Source organism: Streptomyces sp. AN091965 (assembly GCF_022698285.1).
In the GTDB taxonomy this organism is placed as follows: domain Bacteria; phylum Actinomycetota; class Actinomycetes; order Streptomycetales; family Streptomycetaceae; genus Streptomyces.
In genome coordinates, this window is the sequence record NZ_JALDMY010000001.1 from 2,073,998 (window position 1) to 2,088,852 (window position 14,855).

Below are 14,855 nucleotides of genomic sequence, written 5' to 3' on the forward strand. Positions count from 1 at the left end.
GCCCCCGGAGCTCGTGAGGCCGCCGCCCCGCGCGCCCTCAGGTCGTGACGGGCCGCTTGTACATCCGCGTCGCCGTGATCTCTCCGTGCACGGTCTCCTCGGCCGGGGCCTGCTGCTCCTGCGGCAGGCCGGGGCGCAGATGCTCCTCGACGCTGATGTACTTCAGGCCCGCCCGCAGGTCCGCGTCGTTGCGCAAGCGGATGACCAGCGGGAACTCGGCGAGCGCGGTCGTGTCGAACAGTCCCGTCGTGTACAGCAGCTGCACGCCGAGGGCGTCCGACACAGCCCGCTGGAGCTCCAGGAGGTACGTGGCGTTGGCGCGGCCGATGGGGTTGTCGAGGAACAGGGTGCCCGCGTGGCGGTGCTTGTCTCGGCCCCGGTCGTTCGACCGCAGGGCGGCCATCGTGCAGTACAGGGCGATGGCGGCGGTCAGCAGCTGGCCTCCGGAGAACACGTCGCCCATCTGGCCGACGGGGACGCGCTCGGCGCGCAGCACCGCGTCGGGCTTGAGGATCTCCACGGCGATGCCGCGCGGCTCCAGGGCGGCCTGAACTCCCCTGAGCAGCAGGGACATTCCGTCCCTTCGCAGGTCGGAGTTCTTCTTCACGGCCGCGCGCGTCGCCTCGTCGATGACCACGCCGAGGCGCTCCACCAGGGTGGCCTGGTCGGGCTCCTCGAAGCGGATGCGCAGGAACTCCTGGCCCGACCACTCGCCGAGGCCTTCGGGGAGCCGGGACAGGCGCTGGGCGGACCTGAGGGTGGCGAGGGCCGACTCCACGAGGCCGCGCAGCCGGTCGACGATGCTGTCGCGGTTGCGCTCCAGCTGCTCCAGCTCGTCGGTGAGGACGCGCAGCCGGGGCGCGAAGGCGTCCGCCCACTTCTTGGCGTGCTCGGGCAGCGCCGCGGCGGGCAGCTCGCGGATCTGCTGGCGGGCGGGCGTGCGGACCTGTTCGTACCGGGTGGAGTTGGCGTGCCGGACGAGGACGTCGCCGGCCTCGCGGACAGCCGTCTCGGCGCCGGACAGGTCGGCGGCGCAGCCGCGCAGCGAGCGGCGGGCCTCGGCGGCGGCCTGCCGGGCCTCCTCCAGGGTGCCGGGGTGGGGCTCGGGCTGCTCCTCCCCGTCCCCGTCGGGGTGCTCGCGCAGCAGGTCGCGCAGGAGCGCGGCCGTCTCGTCGAAGCCTCCGGCCGCGTCCTCGGTGGCGCGGTGGGTGCGCAGCAGCGCGGCGTGCGCCTCCTTGGCCCGGGTCAGGGCCGCGCTGTGGGCGGCCAGTTCGCCCGTGGCCGTGCGCAGCAGCGCCTGGGCGTGCTCGGCGTCGGCGGGCACCAGCTCGGCGGGCAGCTCGGTGTGCGCGTCGCCGTCCTCGGGGGCGTGCCGCTCGGCCTCGCCGCGCAGCCGGCCGAGCTGCTCGCTGGCGGCGGACGCGCGGGACTCGATGAGCTGGACCTGCGCCTCCGCGCGCGCGGCGGCGGCCTGCCGGGAGGGGCCGTCGGCGCCGTCGGTGCCTTCGAGGAGCTGGGCGGCGCGGGTGCGCACCTTGTTGCTGAGCCGGTCGAGCTCGGCGAGCGCGGCGGACTCGTCGCTCTCGGCGCGGGCCTGCTCGGCGCGCAGGTCGGCGCCGACGCCGACCTTCTCGTAGAGCTGCGAGGCCGCGCGGTAGGCCTCGCGCAGAGCGGGCAGCGAGGTCTTGGGGGCGGCGTCCTCGTCGAGGGCGATGTCCTCGGGGGCGCCGGCGATCTCGGCGCGCTCGGCGCGCAGCGCGCGGGCGGTGCGGCGGGCGTCGTCGGCGGCGCGCTGCGCGGCACGGCGATCCTCGTCGGCGGCGCGGGCCCGGTCGAGGCAGGCCTGGGCGCGGGCCTCGGACTCCACGGCCTCGTCGGCCAGTTCGCGCAGCTTCGTCTGCCATCCGGCGCGCTCACGCAGCCGGAACGCCAGGCCCGCGAGCGCGTCGGCGGCGCGACGGGCGCGCTGGGCGGCCTCCTGCCGCTCGTCGCGCACGCGCGCGGCGTCGCCCGCCACCTCGTCGGCCTCGGCGCGCGCGGTACGGGCCTCGGCGAGCTCGGCCTCGGCCTCCTCGGCGAAGGAGCGGGCCGCGCGCGCGGCGACGGCCAGCTCGGCGAGGCGTCCGGCCGGGCAGCCGGAGCGCCAGGACGCGAGCCGGGCGGCCAGCTCCCGGTCCTTGGCCAGGCGCTGGGCGAGGACGCGGATCTCGTCGTCGCGCCGGGTGGCGCGGGCGCGCAGGGCCTGCCGCTCCTCGTCGGCGGCGTGTTCGTCGTGCATGGCCGGGTTCGGCGGTACGAGGAAGACGTCGCCGTCGGCTTCCGCGTCGGCCGCGGGGGCCGGGGCGAGGAGGGCGGCGGCGGTGCCGACGGCGACCGTCGAGCGCGGCAGCAGGGCGGCACCGGAGAGCGCATCGCGGGCCCGTACGTGCGTGTCAGGGTCGGTGATGATGACGCCGTCGACGAGCTCGGGCCGGGCCGCGAGCACGCGCGCGTGGTCGGTGGGGTCGACGGCCTGGGCCAGATAGCGCCAGCCGGGCAGCGCGGGGATGCCGTGCTCGCCGAGGAACTCGACGGTGGCCAGGACGTCGGGCCCCGGCGGCAGCAGCCCGCCGTCGCCGAGCGCGCCGAGGATGCGGGAGTCGTCGGCGGCGGCGGTGCGCAGCTCGAACAGCTGTCGCTCGGCGGCGGCCACCCCGTCCTCCAGGAGGACGCGCAGATCGTCGGCACTGTGGTCGAGGTGCTCGGCGGTGAGGGCCTCGTCGGCCGGGCCTTCGTGGTCGGCGGGCGCCTCGCTCTCGGGCGTGCCGCCGGAGGCGTCAGCGGCCGCGCGGCGCGGCTGCGGCACCCCGGCGCCGGGCGTGCCCGCGCTCGCGGTGCCGGGCAGGCCGAGGAGTTCCGCGAGCCGCTCGTCGCGCGCGAGGGACTCGGCGGTGCGCCGCTCCCCCTCGTACGCCTGCTCGGCGGCCGTCGCGGCGTCGGCGGCGCGGGCCGCCGTCAGCTCGGCGCGGGCCTCCGCGGCGGCGGCCTCCCTGGCGTGCTCGGCGGCCCTGCTCCCGGTCTCGCGGGCGGTGTCCCAGGCGGCGACCGCGGACTTCTCGGCGTCGCTCGCGGCGAGCGCGGCACGCGCCGGGTCGGCGTCGGGCTCGCTGTCGTCGAGCCAGCCCGCGCGGACGGCCTCGGCGGTCTCCTGCTCGACCTCGGCCAGGCGCTGGCGCAGGTGGCCGGTCTCGCTGCGGGCGCGCTGCGCCTCGGTCGCGGCGGCGGTGGCGTCGCGGTGGGCGGCCTCGCCGGTCTCCTGGAGGACGGCGGAGCGCTCCTCCTCCTCGTTCGCGTGCGCCTCGGCGCCCTCGGCCGCCGTGTGCAGCGCCCGGACGAGGTCGGCGGCGGCCTTGGCGCGGGCGGCGAGCGCGGGGGCCGCGTCCCGCTCGGCCTCGCGGATGGCGACGGCCACGCGCGCGGAGCGGTCGGCGGCCGCCCGGTGGCGCAGGACGGCCTCGGCGGCCTGCCACGCCGCGTGCAGGGTGCGGGCGTCGGCCAGCTCGCGGCGCTGGGCGGTGGCGGCCTTCTCGGCGACGGTCAGCGCCAGGGAGGCGTGCCGGTAGGCCAGTTCGGCGGAGATGAGCGCGGAGCGCTCGCGGGCCTGCTCGGCCGAGGTGACGGTGTGCGCGGCGGATGTGACCTGCTCGGCGAGGTCGGCGGCGCGGCCGCGCTCCTCGACGCCGCGGGCGGACAGCCGCCGGGCGAGGGTGCGGGTGCGCCGCTCGGCGCCCGCGTGCACGTCACGCGCGCGTGCCCGGGTCTCGGCGGCCTCGACGATGCGGCCGAGCAGGTCGACGGAGCCCGCGGTGAAGTCCCGCTCGGCGATGAGCTCGGCGCGGCGGCCCAGCTTGTTGCCGAAGCCGTGGACGAGGTCGGCGAGGCCGTCCGTGTCGCGCGTGTCCGTGACGGCGCGCAGCAGCAGGTCGGTGAAGTCGGAGTCCTTCTTGACGGCGAACAGGCCCGCGGCCTCGCCCTCGTCGGCGTTCATCTCGCGCTGGTAGCGGAAGAGTTCGGGGTCGAGGCCCAGGTCGCCGAGGTGTTCGTTCCACCGGTCGTGGATCTCTTCCCAGTGCACTTCGAGGTGCGGGTACGCCTTGCCCGCCTCCGTCAGGGCGTCCCGGAAGCCCTTCATGGTGCGGCGGCGGCCCTGCGCCCCGGACGCGCCCTCCGCGGCGGCCCTGACGGCGGTGGACTCGGCGACGGGCAGCGAGTCCAGGCTCATGCCGGGGCCCGGCCGGAAGGAGTACCAGGCCTCGGCGAACTTCCGCGGGTCGTTCGAGACCTGGCGGCCGCGCCACTCGCTGACCTTGCCGACGACGACGCACTCGCCGGTCAGCGTGTGCTGCCACTCCAGGGCTACGTGGCCGCAGTCGTCCGCCAGCAGGAACTTGCGCAGGACGCCGGAGCTGGCGCCGCCCAGGGTGTTGCGGTGGCCCGGGAGCATCACCGAGAAGATCAGCTTGAGCAGGACCGACTTGCCGCCGCCGTTCTCCAGGAAGAGCACGCCCGCGGGCGCGGGCCTGCGCGGCGGGCCGACCGGCTCCTCCTCGAAGAACTCCGCCTGCGCGGGCGCCGGGTCGGGCACCACGTCGCCGACGCCGCGCAGGTCGAGGACGGTGTCGGCGTAGCGGGCACCGGCAGGTCCGATGGAGTAGAGGCGGACCCGGGACAGCTCGTACATGGCGGCGGACTCTCGTCGTAAGTCGGTGACTCGTGCGGAACGGAGGGGCGGTGGGGGCGGGTCCCCGGTGGTGGGGGCCCGCCCGGGGGTCAGGAGTGGAACGGCAGGCCCGCGTCGGCCACCAGCTCCAGGTCGTCGGTGTCGTCGGGGGGCAGGAGCGTCGCGGAGCCGTCGGTGACCGGGACGACGCCGAGCTCCAGGAGCTCGGCCATGGCGGCGCTGCCCGCCATGTCGCGCACCTGGAGCTGGTAGCGGGCCGTCGTGCGGTAGGTCCCGCCGGAGTCGTCCCCGGTGCGCTGGAGGAAGCCGGAGTCGGTGAGGAACGCGGCGGCCTTGCCGACGATGCCGGTGGTCGAACCGGCCAGTCTGCGCGCGTCCTTGGTGGCTCCGGTGGAGCTGCGCCGGGCCCAGACGCGCCAGGCGGCCTCCAGGCCGGGGGCGTGCGTCGCCGGGTCGGTGTTCTCGCCCTGCTCCTCGGCGCGCTCCTCCAGGCGACGGCAGGCCTGGCGGACGAACGCGTCGACCCCGTTGACGGTGACGCGGCCGATGTAGCCGTCGTCGGCGAGGTCCTCGGGGCGCGGGAAGGCCATGGCGGCGACGGCGAGGTGGGCGAGGCCGTGCAGGAAGCGGTCGGTGGAGTCGGCGGCGGCGCGGCGCGCGTAGTCGCCCATGCGGACGGCGAACACGGAGTCCTCGGCGGCGGTGACCGCCATCCCCGCGCGCGGGGACACCTCGAGCACGACGAGGCCGAGCCCGGTGGCGACGGCGTCGGCGAGGCGCCCGAAGGCCGGGTCCTCGCGGTAGCGGCGCAGCAGTTCGCCGTACTCCTGGTCGCGGGCGGGCTGGAGCTTGGGCTGGAGCCCGAAGGCGACGAGCCGGGCGGCGTCGGCGGCGTCGGCCGGGGTGACGGCGGGGGCGGCGGCCGGGGCCGGGGCGGAGTCCGGCTCGCCCCACGCGGCGTGCTCTGCGGGGTGGTCGGTCACGGCTGCGGCTCCTTGCTGCGGTGGGTCGGTCGTACGTCTCCTGGGGCGCCCGGGGCGGTGCCGCGGGCCCGGGGGGTCACGCCGCCTCCGTGCGGTCGGCGGCCATCCCCGCGGCGTCGAGCAGCGCGGTGCCGACGACGAGGTCGGCGCCGCCGAACTCCGGGTCGTCGAGCTCCGTGCCGTCGTCCACGGCGAACAGGAGCTGCTCCTCGCCCTGGCGGTAGGCGGTGCCCACCGGCGGGCTGGCCGCGTGCACGGCGAGCAGGGCGACCAGGTACGGCAGCTCGGGGTCACGGCGGCGGGCGTCGGCGAGCAGCCCGGAGAGCCTGCGCGGCGCGTCCGGCGGCAGGGCGAGCAGCTCCATGGCACTGGCCAGCTGCTCCTCGCTGAACCGGCTGTCGTCGGGGGTGGCGATGAGGTCGGGCTCGGGCATCTCGGCGCCCAGGTGCTCGCGCTCCAGCGGCGGCGTCAGGAGTATGTCGACGAGGTCGCCGACGCGGACGGACACGGGGGTGCGCAGGCCCGTGCCGTGGGCGAAGAAGGCGTCCGTGACCCGGGTGGCCTGCTCGGCGGGGAGCGGCAGCACGGGGGCGACGAGCTGGCCGTACAGGTCGAGGCCGGTGCGGGCGGCGGGCGTGGCGAAGGCCTGCCGGTCCTGCTCCGCGCGGAACAGGGGGCCCGCTTCGAGGAGCCGGGACTGGAGCTGGGTGTGGCGGCGGATGCAGTCCTTGACGATGTCGACGAGCTCGGCGGCGCGGCGCTTCTGCTCGGGGTCCTCGGACTCGTCGCGGGCCTTGCGGATGTTCGTCAGGATCGCGTTCTCGTGGCGGTAGCGGTCGGCCACGTGGTCCAGGGCCTCGGCGATCATGTCGGGGACGGCACGCAGCCAGTCGACCGCGCGGACGTTGCGCCGGGTGGCGTCGAGGGCCTTGCGGAGCGTCTCCGAGTACTGGACCGTGCGGTAGCGCGCCTGCTCGGCGGCGAGCTGGGCGTCGGCGAGGCGGCCCCTGCTGATGAGCACCTCCAGCTTCACCTCGGCGGCGATCTGGGCGCTGGTGACGTCCGTGTCGAGGGCCCCGACCAGGACGTTCACGGCCTCGTCGGTGGTGCGGAGGTAGACACCGCCGCCGTATCCGGGGACTTCCTCGATGAGCTTGAAGTCGTAGTCCCTGCGGACGTACGTGCCGTCGGGGTCGAAGGTGCCGTAGACCGCGCGGAAGCCGCGGTCCACGCTGCCGACGTTGATCAGGTTCTCCAGGACCCAGCGGGCGACGCGCTCGTGCTCGGCGGCCGGGCGGCGCGGGGCCTGGGCGGCGACGCGGGGCAGCAGGCGGGCGACGATCTGCTCGTGGTCGGCGCCCGTGTCGAAGTCCATGTTCAGCGTGACGAGGTCGATGGCGGACAGGGCCACCTCGGCCATCGCGTACACCGAGTACTCCCCCGCGAGGTTGGCCTTGCGGGCGTCCAGGTCGTGCAGCGGCGCCGTGCACGCGAGCGCGCGCAGGCGCCGCGCCAGGCCCTCGTCGGCGGCCGGGCCCGGCGCGGGCCTCGGCCCCGCGCTGAGCTGGGGCGGAGCGGTGTCCGATACGGCAGGCGAAGTCACGGTGCACAGACTAGGTCCTCGGTCTGACAACGGTCGAAACGACGCAGATGCACCGTGCGGGGCCCGGCGGCGACGCCGGGTCCCGCCTCCGCCTCACCTGGCGCCGAGCCCGCCCTCCGCCACCCGGCGCGCGTAGGTGTCGACCAGGCCGCGGCGCGAGTCGTCCAGGTACGCGGCGAGCAGCCGCTCGGCCTCGGGCGCGGTACCGGCCTGGAGGGCCTCCAGGAGCTGCCGGTTGCGGGCGAGGTAGGGCTCGTGCAGGCGGCGCGGGTCGTCCACCACGTGGAAGGCGAGGCGCAGTTCGGCGAAGACGCTGCGCATCAGCTCGTCGGTGCGGTCGCTGCCGGCGAGCGCGACCAGTTCGCGGTGGAAGTGGATGTTGGCGGTGGACACGCCCTTCCAGTCCCGCGCGCGGGCCGCCGCCCCGCCCTCGGCGACCGCGTCGGCGAGTCCGTCGACGGCGTACGGCGGCGGTCCGAGGCCGCGGACGACGGCGCACTCGACCAGGCTCCGGATGCGGTAGATGTCCTCGACGTCGTCGACGGTCAGGACGCGTACGAACACGCCCCGGTTGAGCTCGTGGACCAGGAGCCGCTCGTGGGTGAGGAGCCGGAAGGCCTCGCGCAGGGTGTTGCGGGAGACGCCGAGCGCGCCGCCGATGCTGTCTTCGGAGAGGCGTGTTCCAGGAGGGAAGTACCCCTCGGCGATGCGGCTCCGCAGGATGTCCGCGACGCGTTCGGCGGTGCTGGTGCGGCCCAGCAGCGCGCGGTCGTCGGCGAGACCCGTCAGTTCAGCCATGCTCAGCGATCCCCTCAGCCATGCCCGGATTCAACCGCAGAGACAAGAACGAAACAACACGGGTATTGAGGGATCGTTGAACAATCCTCTACGTTGTCCGGCAAGCGGCTCCCGCTCCCCGCCGGGGGCCGCCATGCTCAGCCCGTCAACAGCACCCGCGGCGCTCCCGGACCCCCTTCGGCACCGCTCATCAGAAGCACCCTCCAGCACCGCCAACCCCTCTGCGAGGTGCCCATGAGCACGACCCCACCGCCCTCCCCGATATCCGTCGACGGCCCCCGGGGCGAGGCCCGACCTCCCGACGACGACGGCGCGTTCGGCTGGCTGCGTGCGCTCGGGCCACGCGGCCGCCGCGCCTTCACCGGCGCCTTCGGCGGGTACGCGCTCGACTCCTACGACTACTTCACGCTGCCGCTGACGATGGTCGCCCTCAAGGCGTACTTCGACCTGAACAGCGGCCAGACCGGCCTGCTCACCACCGTCACGCTGGTCGTCTCCGCCGTGGGCGGCGCCGTCGCGGGCGTCGTCGCCGACCGCATCGGCCGGGTGAAGGCCCTGATGATCACGGTGGTCACCTACGCGGTGTTCACCGTCGCCTGCGGCTTCGCGCCCAACTACGAGACCCTGCTGGTCTTCCGCGCCCTCCAGGGCCTCGGTTTCGGCGGCGAGTGGGCCGTCGGCGCCATCCTGGTCGCCGAGTACGCGAGCGCCAAGAACCGCGGCCGCACGCTCGGCGCGATCCAGAGCGCCTGGGCCGTGGGCTGGGGCCTCGCCGCGATCGTGTACACCCTGGTCTTCCAGTTCCTGGACGACGACGTCGCCTGGCGCGTGATGTTCTGGACGGGCGCCCTGCCCGCGCTGCTCGTGGTCTACGTACGCCGCAACGTCCACGACGCCCCGGAGGCGGCCGCCGCGCGCGAGAAGAGCACCGACAAGGGCTCCTTCACCGCCATCTTCAGGCCGGACCTGCTGCGCGTCACCTGCTTCGCGGTCCTGCTGTCCACCGGCGTCCAGGGCGGCTACTACACGCTCGCCACCTGGGTGCCCACCTACCTCAAGGACGACCGCGGCCTCACGGTCGTCGGCACCGGCGGGTATCTGACGTTCCTGATCTCGGGCGCCTTCCTCGGCTATCTGACCGGCGGGTACCTCACCGACAAACTGGGCCGCAAGCGCAACATCACTCTGTTCGCCTTCCTCTCCGCGGCCAGCATCGTCGCCTACACGAACATCCCCGACGGCGCCAACGGCCTTCTCCTGGTGCTCGGTTTTCCGCTGGGCTTCTGCATGTCGGCCATCTTCAGCGGCTTCGGTTCGTTCCTCAGCGAGCTGTACCCGGCCGCCGTGCGCGGCACCGGACAGGGCTTCACGTACAACACCGGGCGCGCGATCGGTGCCGTGTTCCCCACCACGGTGGGCTTCCTGGCGGACAGCTGGGGCACGGGCGGCGCGCTGATCTTCGGCGCGTTCGGGTACGCGCTCGCCGTCGTGGCCCTGCTCGGCCTTCCGGAGACGCGCGGCAGGGAGCTGCTGTGACCCCCGGGGAGGCACGCGGGAGGTTCCGGGCGGGCCTGAGCGTCCCGACGGCGGGCTGGGCCCCGGGGCACACCCAGGCGAACCTGATCGCCGTCCCCGCCGACTGGGCGTACGAGATGCTGCTGTTCTGCCAGCGCAACCCGAAGCCCTGCCCCGTCCTCGACGTCACCGACGCGGGCTCCTGGACCACGCCGCTCGCCCCGGGGGCCGATCTGCGCACGGACCTGCCGGGCTACCGGGTGTGGGTCCACGGGGAGCTGGTCGAGGAGCCCACCGACGTGCTCGCGCACTGGCGGGACGACCTGGTGGCGTTCCTCATCGGGTGCAGTTTCACCTTCGAGGGGGCCCTCGCGGCGGCGGGCGTGCCGCTGCGCCACATCGAGCAGGGCCGCAACGTCTCCATGTACGTCACCGACCGCCCGTGCAGGCCCGCGGGGCGCCTGAAGGGACCCATGGTGGTCTCCATGCGACCGGTCCCGCCCGCGCACCTGGCGGCGGCGATCGAGGAGAGCTCCCTGATGCCCGCGGTGCACGGCTCCCCCGTCCACTGCGGGGACCCGGCCGGGCTAGGCATCGCCGACCTCGGCGAGCCCGACTTCGGCGACCCGGTGGACGCCGAGCCCGACGACATCCCGGTCTTCTGGGCGTGCGGGGTCACGCCGCAGGCCGCCGTGACGGCCTCCCGGCCGCCGTTCGCGCTCACGCACGCGCCGGGCCGGATGTTCCTCACCGACGCGCGCGACGAGCAGTACCGCGTGGCCTGACCGGACCGGCAGCAACACCCACGCGCGCGTGGGCACGCGCTGCTCGTCGGCATCACGGGCGCGCACATCGACGCCACACCCACACGCGCGTGGGCACGCGACAACGAACAGGAGCGAAGACGTTCATGACCTGGGCCTCGATCGACCTCAACGCCGACCTCGGCGAGGGCTTCGGACGCTGGCGGCTCACCGACGACGAGGAGCTGCTGTCCGTGGTCACCAGCGCCAACGTGGCGTGCGGCTTCCACGCGGGCGACGCGGCCACCATGCGGCGCGTGTGCGAGCGGGCGGCCGAGCGGGGCGTGCGGATCGGCGCCCAGGTCTCGTACCGCGACCTGGCGGGCTTCGGGCGGCGCGCGATGGACGTACCGCCCCTGGAGCTCGCGGCCGAGGTGGCCTACCAGATCGGCGCCCTGGAGGTGTTCGCCCGGGCGGCGGGCACGCGCGTGTCGTACGTGAAGCCGCACGGCGCGCTCTACAACCGCGTGGTCCACGACGCCGAGCCGGCGGCGGCCGTCGTGGACGGGGTGCTGCTCGCCGACGACCGCCTCCCGGTGCTCGGCCTGCCCGGATCGCGCCTCCTGGAGACGGCGGAGAAGGCCGGACTCCCCGTCGTCACCGAGGCGTTCGCCGACCGCGCGTACACCGCCGAGGGAACCCTGGTGCCGCGCGGCACGGACGGCGCCGTCATCACCGAAGCCGACGCCGTCGTGGAACGCTCCGTCAAAATCGCCCGCTCCGGCACCGTGACCGCGCACAGCGGAGAGCGCGTCCCGGTCCGCGCGCGCTCCCTGTGCCTGCACGGCGATACACCGGGGGCGGTGGGACTGGCCCGCCAGGTCCGCGCCCGCCTGGAGGCGGCGGGCGTCCGGGTGGAGGCGTTCGCGTGAGCGCCTCCCCCTCGCGGCCGCGCATGACGGTGCTGCCGATGGGCGAACGCGCGCTGCTCGTCGAGCTGTCCGACGGCAGCGCGGCCGAGGCCCTGCACGCCGAGCTGCTGCGCCGCCGCGCCGCCGGGGAGCTCACGGTGCGGGAGATCGTCCCCGCGGCCCGTACGGTGCTGCTCGACGGCCTCGACGCCCCGGAGCGGCTCGCCGCCCGCCTGCCCTCCTGGGAGATCCCGCCGCTGTCCCCGCGCGCGCAGGACGTCCTCGAACTCCCCGTGCGGTACGACGGCCCCGACCTGGCGGACGTCGCCGCGCTGTGGGGGGTGCCGGTGCGGGAGGTGCCGCGGATCCACGCGGCGGCCGAGTTCCGCGTCGCCTTCTGCGGGTTCGCCCCCGGCTTCGGCTATCTGACGGGCCTCGGCGGGCTGCCCGACGTGCCGCGCCGGGCCACGCCGCGCACGGCGGTGCCCGCGGGCTCCGTGGGCCTCGCCGGGCCCTACACAGGCGTGTACCCGCGTACGTCGCCCGGCGGCTGGCAGCTGATCGGCACCACGGAGGCCGTGCTGTGGGACCACGCGCGCGTACCGGCCGCGCTCCTGACGCCCGGTGCGCGGGTCCGCTTCGTCCCGGAGGCCCGATGACCGACCGGGCCTTCGCCGTCGTGCGCTCCGGGGCGCTGACCACCGTGCAGGACGAGGGGCGGCCCGGGCACGCCCATCTGGGGGTGCCGCACTCCGGAGCCCTCGACCGGCCGGCCGCAGCCCTCGTGAACCGTCTCGTCGGCAACCCTCCCGAAGCGGCCGTCCTGGAGACCACCCTCAACGGCTGCGCGGTGCGGCCCCGCTGCGCGGTCACCGTCGCGGTGGGCGGCGCGCCGTGCCCGGTGACGGTGGACGGCAGGCCCGCCCCCTGGGGGATGCCGGTACGGGTGCCCGCCGGGGCCCTGCTCGACGTGGGAACCGCCGTCTCCGGAGTACGCGGTTACCTCGCCCTGAGCGGCGGCGTGGCCGTCGAGCCGGTGCTCGGCAGCCGCTCCACGGACCTGCTCTCGGGCCTCGGGCCGCCGCCCCTCACGGACGGGGCGGTGCTTCCCCTGGGGGACGCGGCCCCGGCTCACGCGCGCGTGGACGTCGTCCCGCACCCGGCGCCGCCGAGCGAACTGGTGCTGCGTCTGACGGCCGGGCCGCGTGCGGACTGGTTCACGCCCGGGGCGCTGCGGACCCTCACCACGCGCGCGTACCGCGTGGCGTCGGCGAGCAACCGCATCGGCCTGCGCACGGAAGGGCCCCCGCTCGACCGGGCGGTGAGCGGGGAACTGCCCAGCGAGGGCATGGTGCTCGGCGCGGTCCAGGTGCCGCCGGACGGCAGGCCCGTGGTGTTCCTCGCCGATCACCCGACCACGGGCGGCTATCCGGTGGTGGGCGTGGTGCGGCGCGCGGACCTGGCGGGAGCGGCCCAGGCGGCGCCGGGGACGCCCGTGCGGTTCGTGGTCGCGGGGGCGCTCACGCCGCCTCCGGCCGGGCCTCGGTGACCGTGAGCCCGGTGAGCGCCGCCGCGACCGACCGCGCGGCCCGTGCGTCGAGGCCGCCGCTGGTGCCGCACAGCCCGTGCTGCACCTCCGTCGCGGCCAGGGCGAGGAGCTGGGGCAGCAGGTCGGTGCAGCGCCGGGCGACCCACCCCGTGCCCGCCGTGGCCAGCCACCACAGACTCGCCGAGCGGGTGGGCGGCGGCAGTTCGGGCTCGTGCCCGGGCGCGGCGCCCACGGCCAGGCCTTCGGCGGCGAGCAGGGCGTGGCAGCGGGCGGCGAACACCCGGTGGCCGCGCTCGCCGGGGTGCAGCCGGTCCGCGCTCCACAGGGTGCGGTCGGCCACCCACTCCTCGTCGGCGGCGTGCAGGTGCAGCGCGCCGTGGCGCTCCGACAGCGCGTGCACGACCGCGTTCACCGCGCGCTGGCGCCGGGCCAGCGGACGGCCGAGGGCGCCGGGGAGCCCGAGCATCGCCCCGGGGTCGGGCAGACAGGCGGTGAGCAGGGCGGCGCCGCGCCCGGTCAGCGTGCCGTAGACCTCGTCGAGGCGGGCGGCCACGGCGTGCAGGTCGAAGGTGTGGCGCAGCGTGTCGTTGACGCCCACGACGACGGACGCCAGGCCGGGTCGCAGGGTCAGCGCCTCGGGCGTCTGACGGTGCAGGACGTCCCAGGTCCGGGCGCCGTTCACGGCGAGGTTGTGGAACTCCACGGGCCGTTCGGGCGGGCCGATGCCCGCGGCGAGCAGGGCCGCCCAGCCCCGCCAGGCGCCGTCCACGGGGTCGCCCACGCCCGCGGTGAGGGAGTCCCCCAGGGCCACGTAGGTGCGGGCGCTCATCCGGCACCGCCGGGCCCCGGCAGCGCCACGGCGCCCGGGGCCTGCGGCTCCGCCACGGCGCCCGCGTCGTGCGCCGCCAGGAAGGCCGCCACCGCGGCGTCCCAGCCGAAGCCCTCCGCACGCGCGCGTGCGCCCTGCCTCCGGTCCCGCTCGGGCCTGTCGAGGACGGTCTGGACCGCGTCCGCGAACGCGACCGCCGTGTCGGCGGCCACCGCTCCCGCCCCGCCCACGATCTCCGGAAGGGCGGACGAGGCGCTTGCTACGACGGGGGTGCCGCACGCGAGCGCCTCCAGGGCGGCGAGCCCGAACGTCTCGCAGGGCCCCGGCGCCAGGCACACGTCGGCGGTGGCCTGGAGCGCGCCGAGCACGGCCCGGTCGGCGACGTGCCCCAGGAAGGTCACCGGCAACCGCCGCTCCCCCGCCCGCTGTTCGAGGCGCGGGCGCAGCGGCCCGTCCCCGGCGACGACGAGCACCGCGCGCACGCCGCGCCCCCGCAGCTCCGCCAGGGCGTCGAGGGCTCTCCCGGGCCGCTTCTCCACCGAGAGCCTGGAGCACAGCAGGAGCAGGACGTCGCCCTCGCGCGCGTGGGCGGCGCGCAGCCGGGCGTCCCGCAGCCCCGGGTGCCGGTCCCGCAGATCGACCCCCAGGGGAGCCCGTACGACATTGCTCGCCCCTATGCGGACGAATTCACGCTCGGCCCATTCGGTGGTGCACACCACGCGCGCGTAGGCGTACGCGGTACGGGAGTTCAGGGAGTCGGCGGCCCGGCGGGCCAGGCGCGGCGGCAGCCCCCAGGTGCGCATCACCGCGTCGGCGGCCTCGTGGGAGACCATCACGGCGGGAACCCGGGCGCGGCGCGCCCACGCCCCGGTCCAGCGCAGCGTCGTACGGTCCGAGACTTCGAGGCGGTCCGGGGCCAGGCGCTCCAGGAGGCGGGCCACCCCGCGCCGGTCGGCGAGGACGCGGTAGCCGCCCGTGCCGGGCAGTTCGGGCCCGGGCACCGTCACGACGCGCCCCTGGTCGGTGTCGGCCACGGAGGCGCGTTCCCCGGGGACGATCAGGAGGGGCTCGTGCCCGGCGGCCCGGTAGCCCCGGCCCAGCTCGCGCAGGGCGGTGCGCAGGCCGCCCGACGAGGGCGTCACGAAGTTGGCGATGCGCACGATACGCAGGGGGCCCGTGTGCCGCACGGGGAACGGCCCGTCGG

Annotated in this window: 11 protein-coding genes; 5 read left to right on the forward strand and 6 right to left on the reverse strand. The window is 76.1% G+C overall.

From position 1 onward, the window contains the following. Positions 1-37: 37 nt before the first annotated feature. The 4 genes from MQV74_RS08265 to MQV74_RS08280 all read right to left on the reverse strand — a co-directional run bounded on the left by MQV74_RS08265 (position 38) and on the right by MQV74_RS08280 (position 8,104). Positions 38-4,720: a hypothetical protein gene (locus MQV74_RS08265; RefSeq protein ID WP_242715375.1), complete on the reverse strand. Its 4,683-nt coding sequence runs from the start codon at positions 4,718-4,720 to the stop codon at positions 38-40. Positions 4,721-4,809: 89 nt separating this feature from the next. Beyond that, a complete protein-coding gene (locus MQV74_RS08270; RefSeq protein WP_242715376.1) occupies positions 4,810-5,703 on the reverse strand; it encodes a hypothetical protein in 894 nt (297 codons plus the stop codon). A 76-nt stretch (positions 5,704-5,779) separates the two neighbouring features. Then, on the reverse strand, positions 5,780-7,306 hold the full coding sequence (locus MQV74_RS08275; protein WP_242715377.1) for a hypothetical protein: 1,527 nt from the start codon (positions 7,304-7,306) through the stop codon (positions 5,780-5,782). 93 nt (positions 7,307-7,399) lie between these two features. Next, on the reverse strand, positions 7,400-8,104 hold the full coding sequence (locus tag MQV74_RS08280; RefSeq protein WP_242715378.1) for a GntR family transcriptional regulator: 705 nt from the start codon (positions 8,102-8,104) through the stop codon (positions 7,400-7,402). Between the two features lie 234 nt (positions 8,105-8,338). Between MQV74_RS08280 and MQV74_RS08285 the strand changes: the two genes are divergently transcribed. The 5 genes from MQV74_RS08285 (at position 8,339) to MQV74_RS08305 (ending at position 12,822) form a co-directional block, all read left to right on the forward strand. Next, the gene (locus MQV74_RS08285; RefSeq protein WP_242715379.1) at positions 8,339-9,640 is read left to right on the forward strand and encodes an MFS transporter; all 1,302 of its coding nucleotides are present in this window, start codon (positions 8,339-8,341) and stop codon (positions 9,638-9,640) included. Further along, positions 9,637-10,404 (forward strand): putative hydro-lyase, encoded by a 768-nt coding sequence (locus tag MQV74_RS08290; RefSeq protein WP_242715380.1) that lies wholly within the window; start codon positions 9,637-9,639, stop codon positions 10,402-10,404. The genes MQV74_RS08285 and MQV74_RS08290 overlap by 4 nt, the downstream gene beginning before the upstream one ends. 125 nt (positions 10,405-10,529) lie before the next feature. Continuing rightward, the gene (locus tag MQV74_RS08295; protein ID WP_242715381.1) at positions 10,530-11,294 is read left to right on the forward strand and encodes a LamB/YcsF family protein; all 765 of its coding nucleotides are present in this window, start codon (positions 10,530-10,532) and stop codon (positions 11,292-11,294) included. Between the two features lie 23 nt (positions 11,295-11,317). Continuing rightward, a complete protein-coding gene (locus MQV74_RS08300; RefSeq protein WP_242728543.1) occupies positions 11,318-11,932 on the forward strand; it encodes a 5-oxoprolinase subunit B family protein in 615 nt (204 codons plus the stop codon). Next, positions 11,929-12,822 carry a biotin-dependent carboxyltransferase family protein gene (locus MQV74_RS08305; RefSeq protein WP_242715382.1) on the forward strand — a complete coding sequence of 298 codons (894 nt, stop codon included), beginning with the start codon at positions 11,929-11,931 and terminating at the stop codon, positions 12,820-12,822. Before MQV74_RS08300 ends, MQV74_RS08305 begins: the two co-directional genes overlap by 4 nt. Here MQV74_RS08305 and MQV74_RS08310 read toward each other — a convergent pair. Then, entirely contained in the window at positions 12,794-13,651 is an 858-nt protein-coding gene (locus tag MQV74_RS08310; protein ID WP_242715383.1) for an SGNH/GDSL hydrolase family protein, read from the reverse strand. The two genes, MQV74_RS08305 and MQV74_RS08310, sit on opposite strands and share 29 nt — an antisense overlap. Continuing rightward, positions 13,648-14,838 (reverse strand): glycosyltransferase, encoded by a 1,191-nt coding sequence (locus MQV74_RS08315; RefSeq protein ID WP_242728544.1) that lies wholly within the window; start codon positions 14,836-14,838, stop codon positions 13,648-13,650. Before MQV74_RS08315 ends, MQV74_RS08310 begins: the two co-directional genes overlap by 4 nt. Positions 14,839-14,855 lie beyond the last annotated feature (17 nt).

Bases quoted from the DNA above. Each gene is read 5' to 3' on its own strand.
- MQV74_RS08265 (WP_242715375.1), bottom strand. From the start codon at position 4,720: ATGTACGAGCTGTCCCGGGTCCGCCTCTACTCCATCGGACCTGCCGGT.
- MQV74_RS08280 (WP_242715378.1), bottom strand. From the start codon at position 8,104: ATGGCTGAACTGACGGGTCTCGCCGACGACCGCGCGCTGCTGGGCCGC.
- MQV74_RS08285 (WP_242715379.1), top strand. From the start codon at position 8,339: ATGAGCACGACCCCACCGCCCTCCCCGATATCCGTCGACGGCCCCCGG.
- MQV74_RS08295 (WP_242715381.1), top strand. From the start codon at position 10,530: ATGACCTGGGCCTCGATCGACCTCAACGCCGACCTCGGCGAGGGCTTC.
- MQV74_RS08300 (WP_242728543.1), top strand. From the start codon at position 11,318: ATGACGGTGCTGCCGATGGGCGAACGCGCGCTGCTCGTCGAGCTGTCC.
- MQV74_RS08305 (WP_242715382.1), top strand. From the start codon at position 11,929: ATGACCGACCGGGCCTTCGCCGTCGTGCGCTCCGGGGCGCTGACCACC.
- MQV74_RS08310 (WP_242715383.1), bottom strand. From the start codon at position 13,651: ATGAGCGCCCGCACCTACGTGGCCCTGGGGGACTCCCTCACCGCGGGC.